Below are 18,015 nucleotides of genomic sequence, written 5' to 3'. Positions count from 1 at the left end.
TCAGATCTTCGCGGCCAGTCGTGTGCCCTGTTCGATGGCACGCTTGGCGTCGAGTTCGCCAGCGACATCCGCGCCGCCGATGATGTGGGTCACCACACCCGCGACGGTCAGTTCGTCCACCAGATCGCGAACCGACTCCTGCCCGGCGCAGATGACGATGGTGTCGACCTCGAGAAGTCGGGGCTTCTCGTGCTTCTCACCGAAGGTGATATGCAGGCCGGCGTCGTCGATGCGCTCGTAGTTGACGCCCGAGAGCTCGTGGACGCCCTTGTTCTTGAGGGCCGCCCGGTGGACCCAGCCGGTGGTCTTCGCGAGGCCGGCGCCGATGCGTCCTGGCTTGCGTTGGAGGAGATAGACCTCCCGCTCGGAGAGCTCTGGTACCGGAGTGGTGAGAGCGCCCGGGGCCATTTCGGGTTCGGTGACGCCCCATTCCTGCTTCCACTCCTTGAGATGAAGAGTGGGGGAAGTGGGGTGCGTGAGGAATTCGCTCACGTCGACGCCGATGCCGCCGGCACCGATGACGGCGACGGACTTGCCGACGGGCTTGCCCTCTCGGACGACCTCGGCGTAGGTCAGCACCTTCGGGTTCTCGATGCCGGGGATCTTGGGAACCCGCGGCGTCACGCCGGTGGCAACCACGACTTCGTCGAAGGAGCCGATGAGATCTGCCGGTGCGACGCGGGTTTCGAGCTTGACCGTCACTCCGGCCACGTCCAGCATGCGGGTGTAGTAGCGAATGGTCTCGGCGAACTCTTCCTTACCCGGAATGAGCTGTGCGATCCCGAATTGCCCGCCGATCTTGTCCGAGGCCTCGAACAACGTGACCGAATGACCACGCTGAGCAAGATTGAGTGCTGCGGAAAGTCCGGCAGGACCGGCGCCGACGACGGCGAGATTCTTGGTCCGCCGAGTGGGGGAGAGGATCAGCGTGGTCTCACGGCCCGCGCGCGGATTGAGCAGGCAGGAGACCTGCTTGTGAACGAAGGCGTGGTCGAGGCAGGCTTGGTTGCAGGCAATGCACGTGTTGATCTCGTCGGACGCTCCGCGTTCTGCCTTGTTCACCCAGTCGGGATCGGCGAGCATCGGCCTGGCCATCGAAATCAACTGCGCGTCACCGCGGTTGAGGATCTCTTCGGCAGTCTCGGGCATGTTGATCCGATTCGAGGCGGCTACCGGAATGCCGACGTGCTTCTCGAGCTTGCTCGTGATGTCCACGAAGGCTGCTCGGGGAACCGAGGTGACGATGGTGGGCACCCGTGACTCGTGCCATCCGATGTCGGTGTTGATGATCGTGGCGCCGGCAGCTTCGACTTCCTTTGCCAATGAGACGATTTCATCCCAGGTCTGACCGCCCTCGACCAGGTCTGCCATCGACAACCGGAACACGATGATGAAGTTCGGGCCGACGGCCTTGCGTGTGCGTCGCACGATTTCGACTGCCATGCGTCGACGGTTCTCGGAACTGCCGCCCCACTGGTCGGTGCGCTTGTTCGTGCGCTCGCAGAGGAACTGGTTGATGAAGTAGCCCTCACCGCCCATGATTTCGACGCCGTCGTAACCCGCGGACTTGGCCAGACGCGCGCAGCGAACGTAGTTGCGGATCTGCCAACGCACCCCACGGCCGGTCAGCTTGCGCGGACGGAACGGATTGATGGGGGCCTTGATCGACGACGCGGAGACACTGAACGGCTGGTAGCTGTAGCGGCCGGCGTGCAGGATCTGCATGGCGATCTTTCCACCCGCGTCGTGAACCGCCTTGGTGATCCGGCGGTGACGGCGCGCTTCGATGCGGTTGGTCAGCTTGGCGCCGAAGGGTAAGAGCCAACCGGTGCGGTTGGGCGCGTAGCCGCCGGTGATGATCAAGCCGACTCCGCCACGGGCACGTTCGGCGAAGTACTCGGCCAAGCGGTCGGTGTCCTTCGCGCGATCTTCGAGGCCGGTGTGGATCGATCCCATGACGACGCGGTTCTTCAGCGTCGTGAATCCGAGGTCGAGCGGTTCGAGCAGGCGGGGGAACTGTGTATCCGTCATGACTGAAGATGTCCTTCCGTGGCGTACTCGCCAGTGTCTTCGGTGGCGGGCTCGCCAGTGTCTTCGGTGGCGTACTCGCCGGTGTCTTCGATGGCGTACTCGCCAGTGGGCAATGCGTCCAGAACTTCCTGGCACCAGTCGGTGAATCCTTCTTCGACGCGGATGCCGCCGCGAAGTACGAGGTACTGGTGCAGTGAAGAGCCGGAAAGCGCTGCTGGATTGGGGAAGTCACGCTTTTCGATGAGTCGGTAGACGTCGAGGCGGGCGGCGTGGCCGTCGCGGTGGCGAGCGACTTCGCGTCGTAGAGCGGGGAGATCGGCGTGCGCAGCGGCCCTGATCTTGATGGCCAACTCGTTGCGCAGGTGGTTCGGTTCGGACGGCTCTGCGATCCATCGGGTCAGTTCGGCGCGGCCGGCATCGCTGACGCGGTACATCTTCTTGTCCGGTCGGCCGTCCTGCGCGATGGCCTCCACCTCCACCCAGCCTGCCTCGTCCATTCGCTTGAGGACTCGGTAGATCTGCTGGTGCGTCGCGCTGTGGAAGAAGCCGATCGACTTGTCGAACCGGCGTGTGAGGTCGTATCCCGACGCATCCTGTTCGGAAAGGGAGACGAGCAACGCATGTTCGAGTGCCATGGAAAAAGTATCTATGCACTCAGGTGCGTATGCAACTAAGTGCGTACTAACTCGGGTGCATAGAGCGTCTTGTATGTCGACTTCGGAGAGAGGCGCCGAGTCGCCCGCGCGCAGTTAGGCTTCGCCGTATGAGCGCCGAGTCCACGAGCACGCAGGCAGAGCCACCCGCAGGCATCGGCGGTGCGGCCACGAAGAGTCAAGTGTTCGCATGGGGGCTGTGGGATTGGGGATCGGCCGCATTCAACGCAGTGATCCTCACGTTCGTCTTCTCGGTTTATCTCACCGACGCGGTCGGTGACGACCTTCCCGGCACGATTTCGGCAACTACGTGGCTCAGCTGGGCACTCGGAATCGCCGGCTTCTTCATCGCGATTCTCGCTCCGATCACCGGACAACGTTTCGATGCGTCGGGTAAACGTAAACTCTCGCTCGCGATACTGACCGGCATCACCGTGCTCTCGATGGCGGGCCTTTACTTCGTCGAAGACAACTACCGCTATCTGTGGCTCGGATTGGTTCTGCTCGCAATCGGTTCGGTGATCTTCGAACTGGCCGGCGTTCCCTACAACGCCATGATGCGGCAGGTGTCGACACCGGAGAATCTGGGTAGAGTCTCCGGCTTCGGCTGGGCCATGGGATATTTCGGCGGAATCGTGCTGCTGTTGCTGTGCTACTTCGGGTTCATCGTCGGCGACGGCGACACTCGGGGATTCCTCGGATTGACCACCGACGGTGGCATGAACATCCGGATGGTGGCACTGCTGGCTGCAGTGTGGTTCGCGGTCTTCGCGATTCCGGTGTTCTTCAAGGTTCCCGAGTTGCCCAGCCCCGCGGTCGATCCGGGAGCGTCCAAGGCCGGGTTCCTCGACTCCTATCGGGTGTTGTGGCGCGATCTGCGCGAACTCTGGAACGTCGACAGGCGCACGATCTGGTACCTGATCGCGAGCGCGCTCTTTCGTGACGGTCTCGCGGGCGTGTTCACCTTCGGAGCCGTGCTGGCTGTCAACGTCTACGGAATCAGTGCGGCCGACGTGCTGTTGTTCGGTGTTGCGGCCAACGTGATTTCCGCAATCGGTGCATTGGTGGCCGGACGTTTCGACGATCGGATCGGACCGAAACAGGTCATCACCGTCTCGCTGGCGTCGATGATCGTGGTCGGCGCGATCCTGATCGCGGTGTCAGGGCCGGTGATGTTCTGGATCTTCGGTCTCGCGCTCTGCCTCTTCGTCGGGCCCGCTCAGTCTTCGGCACGAACCTTCCTGGCGCGCATCACCCCGCCTGGTCGTGAAGGTCAGATGTTCGGCCTGTATGCGACCACAGGCCGAGCAGTGTCGTTTTTGGCACCGACACTGTTCGGCCTGTTCGCATGGCTCTTCGGTGCAGACCGTGCCGGCATCATCGGACTGCTGGTGGTTCTCGGCGTCGGCCTTGCCGCATTGTCGATGGTGAAGGCGCCGGAAGGGGACAGTGCGCTTCCCGTCAATCCTTGAAGTAGACCAACTGGTGTGTCGTAGCGAGCAATGCGCCGTCACTGCCCCAAATTTCGGCCGACTGATCGAAGTACCCGTTGCCGAACCGTTGGGTCCGCGCGGTTCCCAGCACGGAATTGTCTGCTTGTTCGGTCAGCGTCTGAGCGTCGGCGTGGAAGTAGATGGTCATCGAGACCGTCCCAGCCGGAGCCATCTTGCCTCGGCGCAAGAAAACTCGTGGGAAGAAGACATCGCACAGTGCGGTCAGCGACGTGAAGTCGAGAGCGCGTGCCGGTTGATCGCGCACCCAGAGCGTCGTTGTCGAGTCGGGATGCTCGCCCGACTCCAGGTCGGGGATCGCACCCTCGACAAAGCGCATCTCGTAGTTCTGTGCCCAGGCGATGAACTCGGGGAACGGCAGCAGCGTAACGTCTTCGGCCGACGGAACTTCCGGCATCGTGATCTCGGTAGACGACCAGGTTTCACGCCTGGTACCGAACACTGCCGTCGCGGTAGTGGCGACGGTTCCGTCCTGAGACAGTTCGATGGACCAGTGCTGCGTCGAGCGGTTGGTGCGCACCGGCCGGGCGGAGATCTCGAAGGCGCCCTCGGTGATCGGACCGGCAAAGTTGACGGTCAACGACAGCGGATCGCCGAGGCGTTCGGGGTGCTTCAGTACGGATTCGAGCAACGTGGCAGCGGTGACGCCGCCGAATGGCCCGACCATGTTGTTGTACGCCGGATTGGTCTCGCCGGTCGACAAGCCGGCGGTGAGTGGCGTCAATCCGACAGCAGCGTCGAAAGGATGGGGTGGTGCAACGGTCTCGGTCATCGCAGAACTCCTGGTGATGGAATCAATTCGGCTCTATGTATGACAACATACATAGAGCCGAATTCGTCGCGGCGATCAGGATCCTGCACGTGCGAGGATCGCCTCGGCCAACTCTTCGGCTCGCTCTTCCGGAATCCAGTGACTTCCGCCGTCGAGCACGACGAACTCGTAGGGGGCGTCCACGAATTCACCACAGCGTTCTGCGCCTGCGCGGCCGAGCGCTGTGTCGCCGGTGCTCCAGACATACGTGGTCGGCACGGTGGTGCGATCGATGTCGCCGAAGTCGCGGGTCATCGCGCGGTACCAGTTCAAGGCGCCGGTCAGCGCGCCCTCCCCGCTCAGGACACGAATGTGCTCGTCGGCGAATTCAGGATCGATCTGGCCGTCGAACATGGCGCGCAGCCGGCGAAAGTTGTCCTCCGACAACACTTCCTCGGCTTTTCCCTCCTGTCGGAGAAGTCCGATGTAGGACGAGCGTTGCTTCTGGTCCTCGTCCTCGCGGAGTGCCCAACCGAAGGCGGTGGGGTGGGGGACCGAGATCGCCGTTAGGCTGCGGATCCGGTTCGGATGGCGACCGGCGACCTGCCAGGCGACCGCCGAACCCCAGTCGTGACCGACAAGATGCGCGTCGGACAGGCCGAGCGCGTCGAGCAATCCGACGACGTCGGCTACCAGGTGCTCGATCTTGTAGGCATCCACCCCTTCGGGGCGCGCGCCGGCGGAGTAACCGCGCTGATTCGGTGCGATAACGCGGTAGCCCGCTGCGGTGAGCAGTGGTGTGACCTTGCCCCAGGATGCGGCGCTCTCCGGGAAGCCATGCAGCGCTACCAGCGGAATGCCGTCGTCCGGGCCCGAGATCAGTACGTCGAAGGTGAGGTCGCCAACGGGGATTTCGTATGTACTCGTGGAAGACATGACTCTCACCGTACGTCGAAAAGGTGAACCCGAGGTCAGTTTCGAGGTGGATTCCAGGTGGCCATTCCGAGCATGATGACTCGCAGTTGCTTCTCGGCTCGTGTGATGACGGCGGCTTCGTCGCGATACCCGGCCGTCCCGGCGTCCAGCAGTTCGACGACAGCGCTGAACATCGTCGAGACGATCAGGTCGGCAGCCATTTCCAGATCGTCCGACGACCAGCTTTCCAGTCCGGCAATTCTGGAGAGGTCGATGGTCAGTTCGCTGACGAACAACCGCATTTCAGTGGCTATCGCACGTCGTACCTCACTGACGCCGCTGTAGCGTTCGCGGCAGAGGAACCGAAACTGTCGCTCGTGTGTATGCACTTGTCGCACAAGGATGCCCAGTGACGTAGCGGCGTCCTTGGTGCTGGGATTACGCCTTGCGTCGCGCAGCATCTGGCGCAACATGCGCATGCTCTCTTCGACGAGGACGACACCGACGTCCTCCAGTGAAGCGAAGTGGCGGTAGAACGCCGTCGGAACGATCCCGGCTTCCCTGGCTACCTCTCGCAGGCTGATTCCGGCGAAGCCGCGATCGGCCGAGAGGTCCATGGCAGTGTCCAGGAGTGCTTGGCGTGTGCGTTCCTTCTTTGCGGCACGACTTTCCGGCTCCCTGTTGTCGGGTTCCCTGCGCTCTGGGTTCACCGGTCCGGCCTTCGTCACGACGTCGAGTGTAGGTACAGGCATTCCGGCTCCTTTCGGCAACTCGTGTAACTCGGATCACATTCTTGTTGACATGTACTTGTGTGCACCTGTCACACTATCTTCGGTGAACATTTGTACACTGAATTCACGCAGTCGGGGGAAGCTAGCCCAGCAATCGATACACCCGGCAATCGAAGTACGAGGAGGGTCATGACAATCGCATCTGCTCCTGAGAACACGACACCGAAGTCCACACCTCGGCGCGGACTGTCCTTGGTGGGACTGATCGAAGCCATGGCTGCTCCACATCAGATCGATCGGTACCTCGAGTTGGTCAACCCGATGGCGACCGTTCGTGACATCCGCGCGCAGGTTGTCGCCGTCGACCATCCGACGGCTGACTCCGTCACTCTCACGCTGCGCCCGACTCGCCAGTGGCGCGGTTTTCAGGCGGGCCAGTTCGTGCAGTTGGGCGTGGTGATCGACGGTGTTCGTCACACTCGCTGCTACTCGCCGGCCGGGGGCGCGTCTACGCGCAGCGGGCTGATCGAGCTCACCGTCAAAGCGCATCCGGGTGGCTTGGTGTCGCAGTATCTGTACGCCAACGCAGCGCCCGGGCTCGTTGTCAGCCTCTCGCAGGCAGACGGGGTGTTCTCCCTTCCCGTCGACCGCCCGCGTCGGGTGTTGTTGATCAGTGGCGGCAGTGGAATCACCCCGGTCATGTCGATGCTTCGGACGCTGGTGGAGGAGCAGCACTCGGGCGAGATCGTGTTCGTGCATTACGCGAACACCGATGCCGACGTGGCGTACACGCGCGCGCTGAAGACCATCGCCGAGCAGAACCCGAACGTGAAACTGGTACTCGTGTACACCGAAAGCGGTGGAGGTGACCTCGAAGGTTTCTTCGATCGCGGGCACCTCGACGCGGTGGCTCCTTGGATCGCCGATCCGGACACGATCGACGCCCAGGCTTATCTCTGCGGACCTCCCGGACTGATGCGGGGAGTGCGTGAGGTGTTCCGTGAGGTCGACGTCGAGCACTTGCTCAACACCGAGGAGTTTGCGCCGGCGGTGGCCGAGCCGGGGGAGGCCGGCGGCGAGGTGTCATTCACCAAAAGTGGGGTGGCGGCCGAGAACTCCGGCGAAACACTTCTCGAACAAGCAGAAGCTGCGGGCCTCAATCCCGAGTACGGATGCCGGATGGGAATCTGCTTCTCCTGCACCTCCGTCAAGAAGGCGGGCCGTACCCGAAACGTGCGCACCGGTGAGACAGACGACGAGCCGGACAAGAAGATCCAGCTGTGCGTCAGTGCTCCCGTCGGCGACGTCACCGTCGACATTTGAAGTCCCATTTTCCACACGACTGTCTGGAGACCGACATGTTTGGACTTTCACTTCCCACCCTCCCGTTCCTCGGCAACGGTTCCGATGCGAAGGACGACGCTCCCGTCGTCCTGACGTACGAGCAGGTCGAGGAGATCGGCCGCGAGTTGGACGCATTGCGCGATCGCACCGTCGCCTCGCTCGGGGCGGAGGATCGGGAGTACATCTACAAGATCATCAAGGCTCAGCGCGGGTTCGAGGTCGCAGGTCGCGGCTTGATGTACCTCGGCTTCCTGCCTCCGGTGTGGCTCGCGGCAGTCGGTGCATTGAGCGTGTCCAAGATCCTCGACAACATGGAGATCGGCCACAACGTCATGCACGGTCAGTACGACTGGATGCGTGAACCAGGGCTCAATTCCGAAGTCTTCGAATGGGATACGGTGTGCCCGGCCGACCAGTGGCGTCACTCGCACAACTACATGCATCACACGTACACCAATATTCTCGGCAAAGACCGTGACATCGGATACGGCATCCTGCGTATCGACGACGCGCAGAAGTGGAACCCCTATTACCTCGGTAATCCGGTCTGGGCCTTTGCCTTGATGATGCTCTTCGAGTGGGGCGTGATGATGCACGACCTCGAGATCGAGAACGTCATCCAGGGCAAACGCAAGTGGCACGACGTCAAGCCGCTTCTGAAGGGCTGGTGGAACAAGGCGGGCAAGCAGGTCCTCAAGGACTACGTCATCTTCCCGGTTCTCACGGGGCCGCTGTTCGTGACCACTCTCGCGGGGAATGTCACCGCCAACCTGGTCCGGAACGTGTGGACGTACTCGATCATCTTCTGTGGCCATTTCCCCACCGGTGTCCAGAGTTTCACCGAGGACGAGACGGCCGACGAGACTCGCGGGCAGTGGTACGTGCGTCAGATGCTCGGCAGCGCCAACATCGAGGGAAGCCCGCTCTTCCACATCATGTCCGGCAACCTCTCGCACCAGATCGAGCACCACCTGTTCCCGGACCTGCCTGCGCATCGTTATCCGGAACTCGCTCCCCAGGTGAAAGAATTGTGTGGGAAGTACGGTTTGCCGTACAACACCGGTGGGTTCTTCAAGCAGATCGGTTCGGTATGGGGCAAGATCTTCAAGCTCGCTCTTCCGCCCGGTTTGGTCAAGTCGACGACCCCTCCCGGTGTTATCGTCGAGCGCCAGCGAACTGCAGCCTGAGAGGCACACACTGATGGTCGGGAAATTCGAACGCCGCAAGGACACGGTCCAGGAACTGACCGAAAGTGCAGCCAACCACGTGGGCTCGATCGCGATGATCATCGCCGGGGCCGTTCGAGACGTGACGCGCGAGATCGGCGACTGGGTGTCCGACGGAATCGAGATGCGTGAAGCAGCGAAAAAGGCTGCAGCTGACGATCGTTCGGAGTCCGTGACCATCGAGCACGACGACAGCGATCCACCTGAAGACTGGCGTTGATTCACCGCGGCGGACGGCCTGATCGCGCAACCGCGAGCCGTCTCGCCTGAACGACCACGTTGCCCTCCGTCACAGATGACGGAGGGCAACGTGGGTTTCGTGGACTGTTTCGGCGGCCGAAGACGCGGATCGAACACCGATCACAAGTGAGGTCCTAAGCAGCGCTGCCGAGGCTCGCCGAGTCGAAGCTGCCGAGCCCGGTGCTACCGAGACCGCTGCTACCGACTCCGCCCAGTGCGAGTGCATTGCTGCTGCCCGCGCTCAGTAGCTGGACGATGATGTTGATGACGATGGGGTCGCCGGTGAGCGGAATTGTAGGCACAGGGGGACCTGCTTTCTGTTTCGAGATGTGGTGAGAAGGTGAGCGGCGACGGGATCGTCGACGTGGTCAGGCGGGCTGTTTCAGCCACTTCCGGTGCTGCCGAGCGACACGATGGAGCCGTTGCCGAAGCCGAGTGCTCGGGAGAGTGAGCCGAAGTCGATGACCAGGCTGCCCAGGGTGTGCTGGTTTATCACGGTGGTTCCTGTCTGTGCCGCGACTGTGTGATGCGAGCGGGTAAGTCGATCAGGGAGCAGGCGTCGTGGGAGTTTCGCCGCCGCCGCCAATCGGAGAGTTGTCGGTGTAGAGGAAACTGCTGCCGGCGTTGAACATCTGTAGGACGGTGTTCAAAACGACGGCCAAAGCGCCTGTGGTTGGTGCGGCGATCATGTGCTTGCTCCTGGTTTCAGCGGTGGCGACGTGGTGGTCACCGTGGTCACCGCCATCACAGTGTCAGGCGGCTTGGAGCGGGCCCTGTGCGAGAAATTCTCTCGCACAGGGCCCGAGATTCGTCCTAGGAGACGCCGCCGCCATCCGTCGAGCCCGTGCCGGTGCTGCCCGCGTTGAAGAGCTGCAGGATGGTGTCGAAGAAGGCACCGAGGAGAGCGTTATCCTGGCCGTTGATCATGTGTTTCCCCTTAATTGTTACTGGTTTGCGCGGTGATTCGCACCACACTTTTATAGCCCGGTTCGGGGCGGAAAAGTGGGGTCCAGGCGCCACACGTGGACAGCTAATAGCGAGGATGTGAGTGTTCACATTTTCGCTGGACGATTGTCCACATCAGTGCTTGCGAAGGTCAGCGAGATCATGGCAGCGCGCAGTTTGAGCAGTTCAGAGGGCAGGGCCGGATCCAATCCGGTCAGGGTTGCGATGCGCTTGATTCGATTGTCGACGGTGTTGGTGTGCAGGCCGAGCGCCGACGCGGTGCGCTGACGATGCTGGCCGTTGGCGAGATGTATGGACAATGTCTGCAGCAGTTCCGGATTGCCGTCGAGTGGCTTGAGAAGATTGATCAAGCTGTCGCGGCCTGCGCCACCCCGAGTGAGTTGATACTCGAGCGCGAGGTCTTCCATTCGGTACGACCGCGCCGGCAGTCTCAGGCGCCGCACGAGTTGTGCCAATTCGTGAGTGGTTGCTTGGGCGGCGGCGATATCTCGTACCGCGGCGTTCTCGGCGATTGCTGTGATCTCCACCCCGACCGTTGCGCGTGCACGTTGGATGACCTCGCACACTGTTCCCCAGTCGGGTGTGCCCTCGATCAGGACCAGACCACGTTGCGGTGCAGGAGCTTCGAGCAGCGCCGACCCGAAGTGGGCCGCGATTTTCGATTGAGCGACGGAGAGGTCACGGTAGGCCTGTATGCGCTGGTGGTTGCCGTTGCGTGCTCCCGGGCGGATGGGCGGCAGGTTCACCAGGAGCCGCAGGACGAGATAGCGGGGTGCGAGTTCAACGCCCATCTGCAACGCAAGCTGGGTGGGATCGTCGCCGTCCAGCATGGCCTTCACGAGGGCGCCGGCGGAGTATTCCCCGAGTTGGGAACCGGCTGGAAGAGCCGAGAGATAGCTGATCGAGATGAACGAGTGAAGCCGCTGCGCAAGTGCGAACAAGAACTCGTTGAGATCCCCGAGATTGGCGGAGTCCTCGGCGTCGGCCCGGCTGAGGATGAGGGTGCGAAAAGTGCTGATGCCCTCGTTGGTCAAGTTGAGGATCGCGCTGAGTGGCACGCCTTTCAATGCTTGTTGGACGGTCATCGTGTGAATGCCGTCCAACTCTTGGTCGGTGGGAAGTTTGCGGTGATCCAATAGCTGGATCCCCACTTGGAGCCCCTGCACGATCACCGCAATCAGTTCCCGACGTACTGCCTCCGTTTGGAGGGAAGTCAACGTCGGGTTGGCACGGGACAGGTGATCTACGAGATCGCTTGCCAGTGGGATGACGTCGTTGACCGCTGTGGAGGCGGGCTTGCCTCCCAACATGAGCGGTCCCGGGTTGTTCAGCAGCGCTGGGGACATGGGTGGCCTCCTCTAGACAGGTGCGTCGCCTGGCACAGGCACCCGGAGGCTCGGCGCGTTACGAAGCGGGGTACACGCTGAGGCCTTGTTCGGGGGCATACTCGCCGCTGAAATTTGCGGATCGAATTGCGCCAGGCGTTGTGATTTCTACCACATGAACGATCGTCCAACTGTGAAATGGACAAATGTGAAGATAAGTCCATATGCCCCACGCGCTGCGGACCTAAACAATCGTCCACTTACGGTGTTTTTCGACGTCAGAGCGGAAAACGGTTTCGGAGGACACCACGAGTTCCGTCTGGGATCATTGCCGCGCCTACGGTGCTCGTCGCGGGCGATTTGCTCGGAGCAAGCTCGAGGGCCCTGGGTCCTCGCGGACCCAGGGCCCTCGAGGCCTAGGTATTGATTCGACCAGTCCGATGTACGGGAACCGGTCCAGGGTGAAATCACCCTTTTTGTACTGCTGTCTGTGGTGCGGAAATCTCTAGATGACGCCCAGTGAAATCATGGCGTCGGCCACCTTCACGAAGCCGGCAATGTTCGCGCCGTGCACGTAGTCGCCGGGCTTTCCGTACTCGGCAGCGGTGTTGATGGTGCGCTTGTGGATGCCGCGCATGATTCCGGCGAGACGCTCGTCGGTGTACTCGAAGCTCCAGGAATCACGCGAAGCATTCTGCTGCATTTCGAGAGCGGAGGTTGCAACGCCACCGGCGTTGGCCGCCTTGCCGGGTGCGAAGGCTACGTTCGCGTCACGGAAGAGCTGGATGCCACCGGGGGTGGTGGGCATGTTCGCGCCTTCGGCAACGGCCTGAACGCCGTTGGCGATCAAGGTCTTTGCGGCATCTTCGTCGAGCTCGTTCTGAGTCGCGCAGGGGAGTGCGACGTCGCACGGCACGTCCCAGATGGAACCGTCGGCGATGAACTCGGCATGCGGAACTGCGTCGGCGTACTCGCTGATGCGGCCGCGGCGAACTTCCTTGATCTCCTTGAGGAGGTCGAGATCGATGCCCTTCTTGTCCACGATGTATCCCGAGGAATCCGAGCAGGCGATCGCGACGCCGCCGAGCTGGTGGATCTTCTGGATTGCGTAGATGGCGACATTGCCGGATCCGGAGATCACGACGTTCTTGCCTTCGAGGCCTTCACCCTTTGCCTTGAGCATTTCGGCGACGAAGTACGCGACGCCGTAGCCGGTGGCCTCGGTGCGAACCTGCGATCCGCCCCAGGTGATGCCCTTGCCGGTGAGGACGCCCGACTCGTACGTGTTGGTCAGCCGCTTGTACTGACCGAACAGGTAGCCGATCTCGCGACCGCCGACGCCGATGTCGCCGGCCGGAACGTCGGTGTATTCACCGATGTGACGCTGCAGTTCGGTCATGAAGGACTGACAGAAGCGCATGACCTCTGCGTCGGAGCGGCCCTTGGGATCGAAGTCCGAGCCACCCTTGCCGCCGCCGATGGGCAGGCCGGTGAGTGAGTTCTTGAAGATCTGCTCGAAGCCGAGGAACTTCACGATGCCCAGGTTGACGCTGGGGTGGAAGCGCAGGCCGCCCTTGTAGGGGCCGAGTGCACTGTTGTACTGCACGCGGAAGCCACGGTTGACGTGAACGTTGCCCTGGTCGTCGGTCCACGGCACGCGGAAGATGATCTGGCGTTCCGGCTCGCAGAGCCGCTCGATGAGTCCGGCGTCGGCGTAGCGGGGGTGGCGTTCGAGCACTACGTGAAGAGACTCGAAGACCTCTGCGGCGGCCTGATGGAACTCGGGCTCTCCTGCATTGCGAACCAAAACCTGATCGTAAATCTGCGCTACGCGGTCACGTACGGACACCGCTCACCTACCTCGTTGTGAGAACTCTTTTACATTTCCGTTACATACTAGGCGCCTTTATTGCTGTATCGGACAACTGTCCTGTGAAGGTGAAATCGGACACAGCTGTCACTTGTGTCAGTTGAACGGGCGATTTATAACAATTTGCTCAGCTTTCACTCTCTTAACACAGTCCAAATGGTTTGCTTCTGCGGTCGGGGATCACTGTGCCTGTGGTCCGAACGGGAGTCGAAATGATCAGAGGGGCTGCACGTGCGTAAAAAACACTCCATGTCGGCGATGTTGTCGATAGGCGTCGTCACGATTGCCGCGACGATTGCCGCAGCACCGTCTGCGTCGGCGATCGGCGGACCGTGTGGGTCGGGAGGAAGTGGTTCCGCCGGATCGATGACGGGTTCGCTCGGCTCGCTGACCGGATCACTTGGCAGTGGTTCCGCCGGTACCGGCTCCCTCGCCAACGCGTTGCCGTGGATTACCGGCGCCCCCAACGGTGCTCTGCCGGTGCTGACCGGCCGGACCAAGGCGATCGAAATGGTCACTGGCCCAGGCAGTCCCAACAACACCATCGAGCGGTTCAACGTGTCGGGTACCGACCTCGGAATCATGTGGGACAACGGTCTTTCGGGGCCGGATCACGACGTGCTGATGGCATTCGGCGACACGGTGGGCGACTGCGACACCCCGGGTGACGACTGGCGCAGCAACGTATTGTTCCGCAGCAACGACACCGCCATTGCCGACGGGATGAAGATCGACAGTTCTCCTTTGGACGGCCCCAATCATTCCAAGGAGATCATTCCGGGATTCGGCATTCCGGGTGAGTTCACCACCATCCCGACCGCTGGAATCTCTCACGGTGGTGTGCAGTACATCAGATTCATGTCCGTTCGGTCGTGGGACGAACCCGGAGCCTGGACCACCAACTACTCGGCTCTGGCTTTCTCCACGGACAACGGTGAGAACTGGGAACTCGATCCGGCGACAGTTCGCGCCAATACCGAAGGACTTGGCATTCCGGGGATTCCGGCAGTATCGCCGATCAATTCCAACTTCCAGCAGAGCGCCTTCCTCGACGGTCGGGACGGCTACATTTACGAATACGGAACTCCCTCAGGTCGTTTCGGTAAGGCGATCCTGGCGCGAGTGGCCGGCGCCGACATCAGAAATCTCGGTGCCTACGAATACTGGGACGGCTCCGGTTGGAGTCCGCGAGATACCGATGCCGTTCAGGTCATCAAGGCACCGGTCAGTGAACTCGCAGTGCAGTGGAACGACTACCTGAACAAGTTCGTTGCCATGTACACCAGTGCCGAGGGCAACCTGGTGATCCGTCAGGCCGACCAACCGCAAGGGCCGTGGAGTGGTACGCAGACCCTGTTGAGTGGAATCACGTTGCCCGCGTTGTACGGCGGATTCATGCACCCGTGGGCGAGCGGACAGTTCCTCGAATTCGTCGCCACCACGTGGGACCGTTACAACGTCATCTACATGCGGACCGATTTGAACGGACTCCAGATGGCGTCGTCGGATTCGCGCGATCGTCCTGACCCCGCGACCACCGGTGAGGCTCGCGTCCTCGAAGTCACGATGCCGGAAGACCGCTAGCCGAGCAAGATTCGACAACTATGGCCTGCAACTCGATCGAGTTGCAGGCCATAGTTCTGTGGGTAGTGATATTCGGGTGATGCTCAGAGAATGAAGAGCATTTCCTGATACGTCGGGAGTGGCCAGTGATCGTCGGCGACGATGGTTTCGAGGAAGTCGGCCGCTGCACGTACCTCTGCCATGGCGGGCAGGAGTGCGTCCTGTGCGTGCTTGGCCTGATCGAATGGCGACTCGCCGGCGTCGGTGTCGATTGCTGCGCGCAGGGCCGCGAGCGCTGTGCGCAGAGCCGCAACGGGCGCCGACACTTCTTCGAGCGGTGCTGAATCCGGTTCGAGGCCGGCAGACTTCAGTGCGACGAAGTTCTGCGCAACTTCCGTCTGGTGGCGCACTGCGGCCGGAAGGATCAGCGTCGTACCGATTTCGGCGGCCAGGCGTGCCTCGACGCCGATGCTCAGTGCGTACTGTTCGAGTCCGACCTCGTAGCGGCTGTGCATCTCCCGGTGGTTGAAGACCTTGTACTTCTCGAAGAGTTCCATCGAGGATTCGGTGATCAGTTCAGGAAGGGCGTCCAGCGTCGTGCGAAGGTTCGGCAGGCCGCGAGACTCGGCCTCGATCTGCCAGTTCTCCGAGTAACCGTCGCCGTTGAAGACAACCGCACCGTGGTTGGTGATGATCTCGGTGAGCAGATTCTGGACGGCGGTGTCGAAATCGGCGCCGTCGGCGACCGCGGCCTCAAGTTCGGTGGCCATGTAGTCCAAGGCCTCGGCCATGATCGTGTTGATGGTGACCATCGGGCCGTTGACTGTTTGCAGCGATCCTGGCGCGCGGAACTCGAAACGGTTGCCGGTGAAGGCAAATGGGCTCGTACGGTTGCGATCGCCCGGGTCGGTCGGTAGGACGGGAAGGGTATCGGCGCCGATCATCATGGTGCCCTTGTCCTTCGACGATGTCGCGGCGCCCTTGGCGATCTGCTCGAAGACGTCGGCCAGTTGATCGCCGAGGAAGATCGAAATGATGGCCGGGGGAGCCTCGTTGGCGCCGAGGCGGTGATCGTTGGTTGCCGATGCGACCGACGCGCGCAGGAGGCCCGCGTATTTGTGGACGGCCCGGATGACTGCGGCGCAGAATACGAGGAACTGGGCATTGTCATGCGGATTGTCGCCGGGGACAAGCAAACTGCCGAGTTCGGAGTTGCCCAGCGAGAAGTTGACGTGCTTGCCGGAGCCGTTGACACCGTCGAACGGCTTCTCGTGGAACAGACATTCCATGCCGTGCTTCTTGGCGATTGTCTTGAAAGTGGTCATCAGCAACTGCTGGTGGTCCGCGGCGATGTTGCCTCGCTCGAACATCGGCGCGATTTCGAACTGGCCGGGCGCAACCTCGTTGTGCCGCGTCTTGGCGGGGATACCGAGTTTGAAAAGTTCCCGCTCGGTGTCCATCATGAATCCGAGCACACGTTCCGGGATCGCCCCGAAGTAGTGGTCGTCGAACTCCTGGCCCTTGGGCGGCTTTGCGCCGAAGAGTGTTCGGCCGGCGTTGAGGAGGTCGGGGCGGGCGAGGAAGAAGTGTCGATCGATCAGGAAGTACTCCTGCTCGGGACCGCAGAACGATACGATGTGCTCGGGGTCGTCGTGGCCGAACAACTTCAGGATTCTTTCGGCGTGGAAACCCATTGCCTGTTGTGAACGCAGCAGGGGAGTCTTGTGGTCGAGCGCTTCGCCGGTCATCGAAACGAACACGGTCGGGATACACAGTGTGTTGCCGTTGGGGTTTTCGAGAACGTAGGCCGGGCTCGTGACATCCCAGCCGGTGTATCCGCGAGCCTCGAATGTGTTGCGCAGCCCGCCGTTCGGGAAACTCGAAGCGTCGGGTTCACCTTGGATCAAGGTCTTGCCGGCGAACTCCGCCAGTGCACTGCCGTCGCCGACCGGCTCGAGGAAGCTGTCGTGCTTCTCGGCCGTCAACCCGGTCAGTGGATAGAAGACGTGGGCGTAGTGGGTTGCGCCTTTTTCCAACGCCCAGTCCTTCATCGCCGACGCGACCGCATCGGCGACCATGGGATCAAGCGGTTTGCCTTGCTCGATCGTCGCCATCACCGACTTGTAGACGAGCTTGGGCAGTCGCTTCTGCATGACCACCTTGTTGAAGACGTTGGCACCGAACACCTCGCCGGGTGTCTCGTCGGTGGTGAAACTGACCACCGGAGGTGTGTAGGCCTCGACGTCCTTGATCGCTTGCAAGCGAACTGCATTTCCACTCATGTGCTTACCCCTCGCCCGGGCCCAGGGCTGCGCTGCTGATTGCGAGCCCGACTTCGGCAAACCCTACGAACCTCCGGTATCGGGGGTGTTTCGTAGATATTGCGCCTGTCCGCAAACTTCGAGTCACAACGGAAATGTCGATCTGTCGGAGGTCTACGGCAGAATTCGAGCGGAGGGGTCAACGCGGGTCAGACGAATCGGAGAGTCTTTGTGATCAGGGTGTTGGTGCCAACCACAGTGGAGCAGGGCGATCTCGCGGAAGTGCTTCGGTTGTACGAAGAACTTGTCACCGAGACCCGAAAAGAGGTCGGCTGCATCAATTACGAGTTACTGCAGCGCACCGACAATCCCTGCGAGCTCGTGTTGGCGGAGGAATGGGAATCGCAGGAGCACCTCGACGCCCACACTCATACCGAGCACTTCGTCAGGTTGGTTGAGGCGCTGGACAAGCTCGAGACGGCAGCGCCGGCGCAGATCTTCACGAAGGTTCTGTAGCGGCGGAGTCAGGTTTCAGTGCTCGCTCAGGCGTCGAACAAACATTCCGGAGAGCCCCGAGCGTCAACTAGGCGACCCGTTCCGACACACGCGGAAACTGGTTTGCATCGAC

The 18,015-nt window shown here is 61.6% G+C and carries 15 protein-coding genes and 1 pseudogene; 6 read left to right on the top strand and 10 right to left on the bottom strand.

Features of this window, described 5'->3' with window-relative positions:
- Together KTR60_RS18380 and KTR60_RS18375 are read right to left on the bottom strand one after the other, a co-directional pair.
- Complete coding sequence (locus KTR60_RS18380; RefSeq protein WP_228401124.1) at positions 1-2,031, bottom strand: NADPH-dependent 2,4-dienoyl-CoA reductase; 2,031 nt, start codon at positions 2,029-2,031, stop codon at positions 1-3.
- A gap of 110 nt (positions 2,032-2,141) precedes the next feature.
- Positions 2,142-2,666, bottom strand: a pseudogene (locus tag KTR60_RS18375) (PadR family transcriptional regulator); the annotation flags it as partial.
- Between the two features lie 128 nt (positions 2,667-2,794).
- Between KTR60_RS18375 and KTR60_RS18370 the strand changes: the two are divergent.
- Positions 2,795-4,156: an MFS transporter gene (locus KTR60_RS18370; RefSeq protein ID WP_007733331.1), complete on the top strand. Its 1,362-nt coding sequence runs from the start codon at positions 2,795-2,797 to the stop codon at positions 4,154-4,156.
- Here the strand turns inward: KTR60_RS18370 and KTR60_RS18365 are convergent.
- The 3 genes from KTR60_RS18365 to KTR60_RS18355 form a co-directional block, all read right to left on the bottom strand.
- Complete coding sequence (locus KTR60_RS18365; protein WP_007733332.1) at positions 4,146-4,967, bottom strand: acyl-CoA thioesterase; 822 nt, start codon at positions 4,965-4,967, stop codon at positions 4,146-4,148. The two genes, KTR60_RS18370 and KTR60_RS18365, sit on opposite strands and share 11 nt — an antisense overlap.
- A gap of 75 nt (positions 4,968-5,042) precedes the next feature.
- Positions 5,043-5,882 carry an alpha/beta fold hydrolase gene (locus KTR60_RS18360; RefSeq protein WP_003945355.1) on the bottom strand — a complete coding sequence of 280 codons (840 nt, stop codon included), beginning with the start codon at positions 5,880-5,882 and terminating at the stop codon, positions 5,043-5,045.
- 35 nt (positions 5,883-5,917) lie between these two features.
- Positions 5,918-6,613, bottom strand: coding sequence for a TetR family transcriptional regulator (locus tag KTR60_RS18355; protein ID WP_003945327.1), 696 nt, complete (start codon positions 6,611-6,613; stop codon positions 5,918-5,920).
- 168 nt (positions 6,614-6,781) lie between these two features.
- On the opposite strand from KTR60_RS18355, the gene KTR60_RS18350 reads away from it, so the two are divergent.
- The 3 genes from KTR60_RS18350 to KTR60_RS18340 are packed head-to-tail and all read left to right on the top strand — an operon-like array spanning position 6,782 to position 9,382.
- Positions 6,782-7,915 (top strand): ferredoxin reductase, encoded by a 1,134-nt coding sequence (locus KTR60_RS18350; protein ID WP_050656813.1) that lies wholly within the window; start codon positions 6,782-6,784, stop codon positions 7,913-7,915.
- A gap of 35 nt (positions 7,916-7,950) precedes the next feature.
- Positions 7,951-9,123, top strand: a complete 1,173-nt coding sequence (locus KTR60_RS18345; protein WP_064689260.1) for a fatty acid desaturase family protein — start codon at positions 7,951-7,953, stop codon at positions 9,121-9,123.
- A gap of 13 nt (positions 9,124-9,136) precedes the next feature.
- Positions 9,137-9,382, top strand: a complete 246-nt coding sequence (locus tag KTR60_RS18340; protein ID WP_003945295.1) for a hypothetical protein — start codon at positions 9,137-9,139, stop codon at positions 9,380-9,382.
- 154 nt (positions 9,383-9,536) lie between these two features.
- On the opposite strand, the gene KTR60_RS18335 is transcribed toward KTR60_RS18340, so the two are convergent.
- The 4 genes from KTR60_RS18335 to gdhA form a co-directional block, all read right to left on the bottom strand.
- Positions 9,537-9,704 carry a hypothetical protein gene (locus KTR60_RS18335; protein WP_003945367.1) on the bottom strand — a complete coding sequence of 56 codons (168 nt, stop codon included), beginning with the start codon at positions 9,702-9,704 and terminating at the stop codon, positions 9,537-9,539.
- A gap of 243 nt (positions 9,705-9,947) precedes the next feature.
- Positions 9,948-10,091: a hypothetical protein gene (locus KTR60_RS18330; RefSeq protein WP_003945326.1), complete on the bottom strand. Its 144-nt coding sequence runs from the start codon at positions 10,089-10,091 to the stop codon at positions 9,948-9,950.
- Between the two features lie 363 nt (positions 10,092-10,454).
- Entirely contained in the window at positions 10,455-11,714 is a 1,260-nt protein-coding gene (locus KTR60_RS18325; RefSeq protein WP_003945374.1) for a PucR family transcriptional regulator, read from the bottom strand.
- Positions 11,715-12,198: 484 nt separating this feature from the next.
- Positions 12,199-13,542: an NADP-specific glutamate dehydrogenase gene (gdhA, locus tag KTR60_RS18320; RefSeq protein WP_003945368.1), complete on the bottom strand. Its 1,344-nt coding sequence runs from the start codon at positions 13,540-13,542 to the stop codon at positions 12,199-12,201.
- Between the two features lie 270 nt (positions 13,543-13,812).
- On the opposite strand from gdhA, the gene KTR60_RS18315 reads away from it, so the two are divergent.
- Positions 13,813-15,147, top strand: coding sequence for a DUF4185 domain-containing protein (locus tag KTR60_RS18315; protein WP_058227156.1), 1,335 nt, complete (start codon positions 13,813-13,815; stop codon positions 15,145-15,147).
- A gap of 83 nt (positions 15,148-15,230) precedes the next feature.
- Here KTR60_RS18315 and KTR60_RS18310 read toward each other — a convergent pair whose 3' ends face one another.
- On the bottom strand, positions 15,231-17,408 hold the full coding sequence (locus tag KTR60_RS18310; RefSeq protein ID WP_019749120.1) for a glutamine synthetase III: 2,178 nt from the start codon (positions 17,406-17,408) through the stop codon (positions 15,231-15,233).
- 225 nt (positions 17,409-17,633) lie between these two features.
- On the opposite strand from KTR60_RS18310, the gene KTR60_RS18305 reads away from it, so the two are divergent.
- Positions 17,634-17,903: a putative quinol monooxygenase gene (locus tag KTR60_RS18305; protein WP_232329879.1), complete on the top strand. Its 270-nt coding sequence runs from the start codon at positions 17,634-17,636 to the stop codon at positions 17,901-17,903.
- The last annotated feature ends 112 nt before the right edge of the window (positions 17,904-18,015 follow it).

This window comes from Rhodococcus sp. C1 (assembly GCF_020809065.1).
GTDB lineage: Bacteria > Actinomycetota > Actinomycetes > Mycobacteriales > Mycobacteriaceae > Rhodococcus_F > Rhodococcus_F qingshengii.
This window is presented reverse-complemented; position numbering and strand designations above follow the sequence as displayed.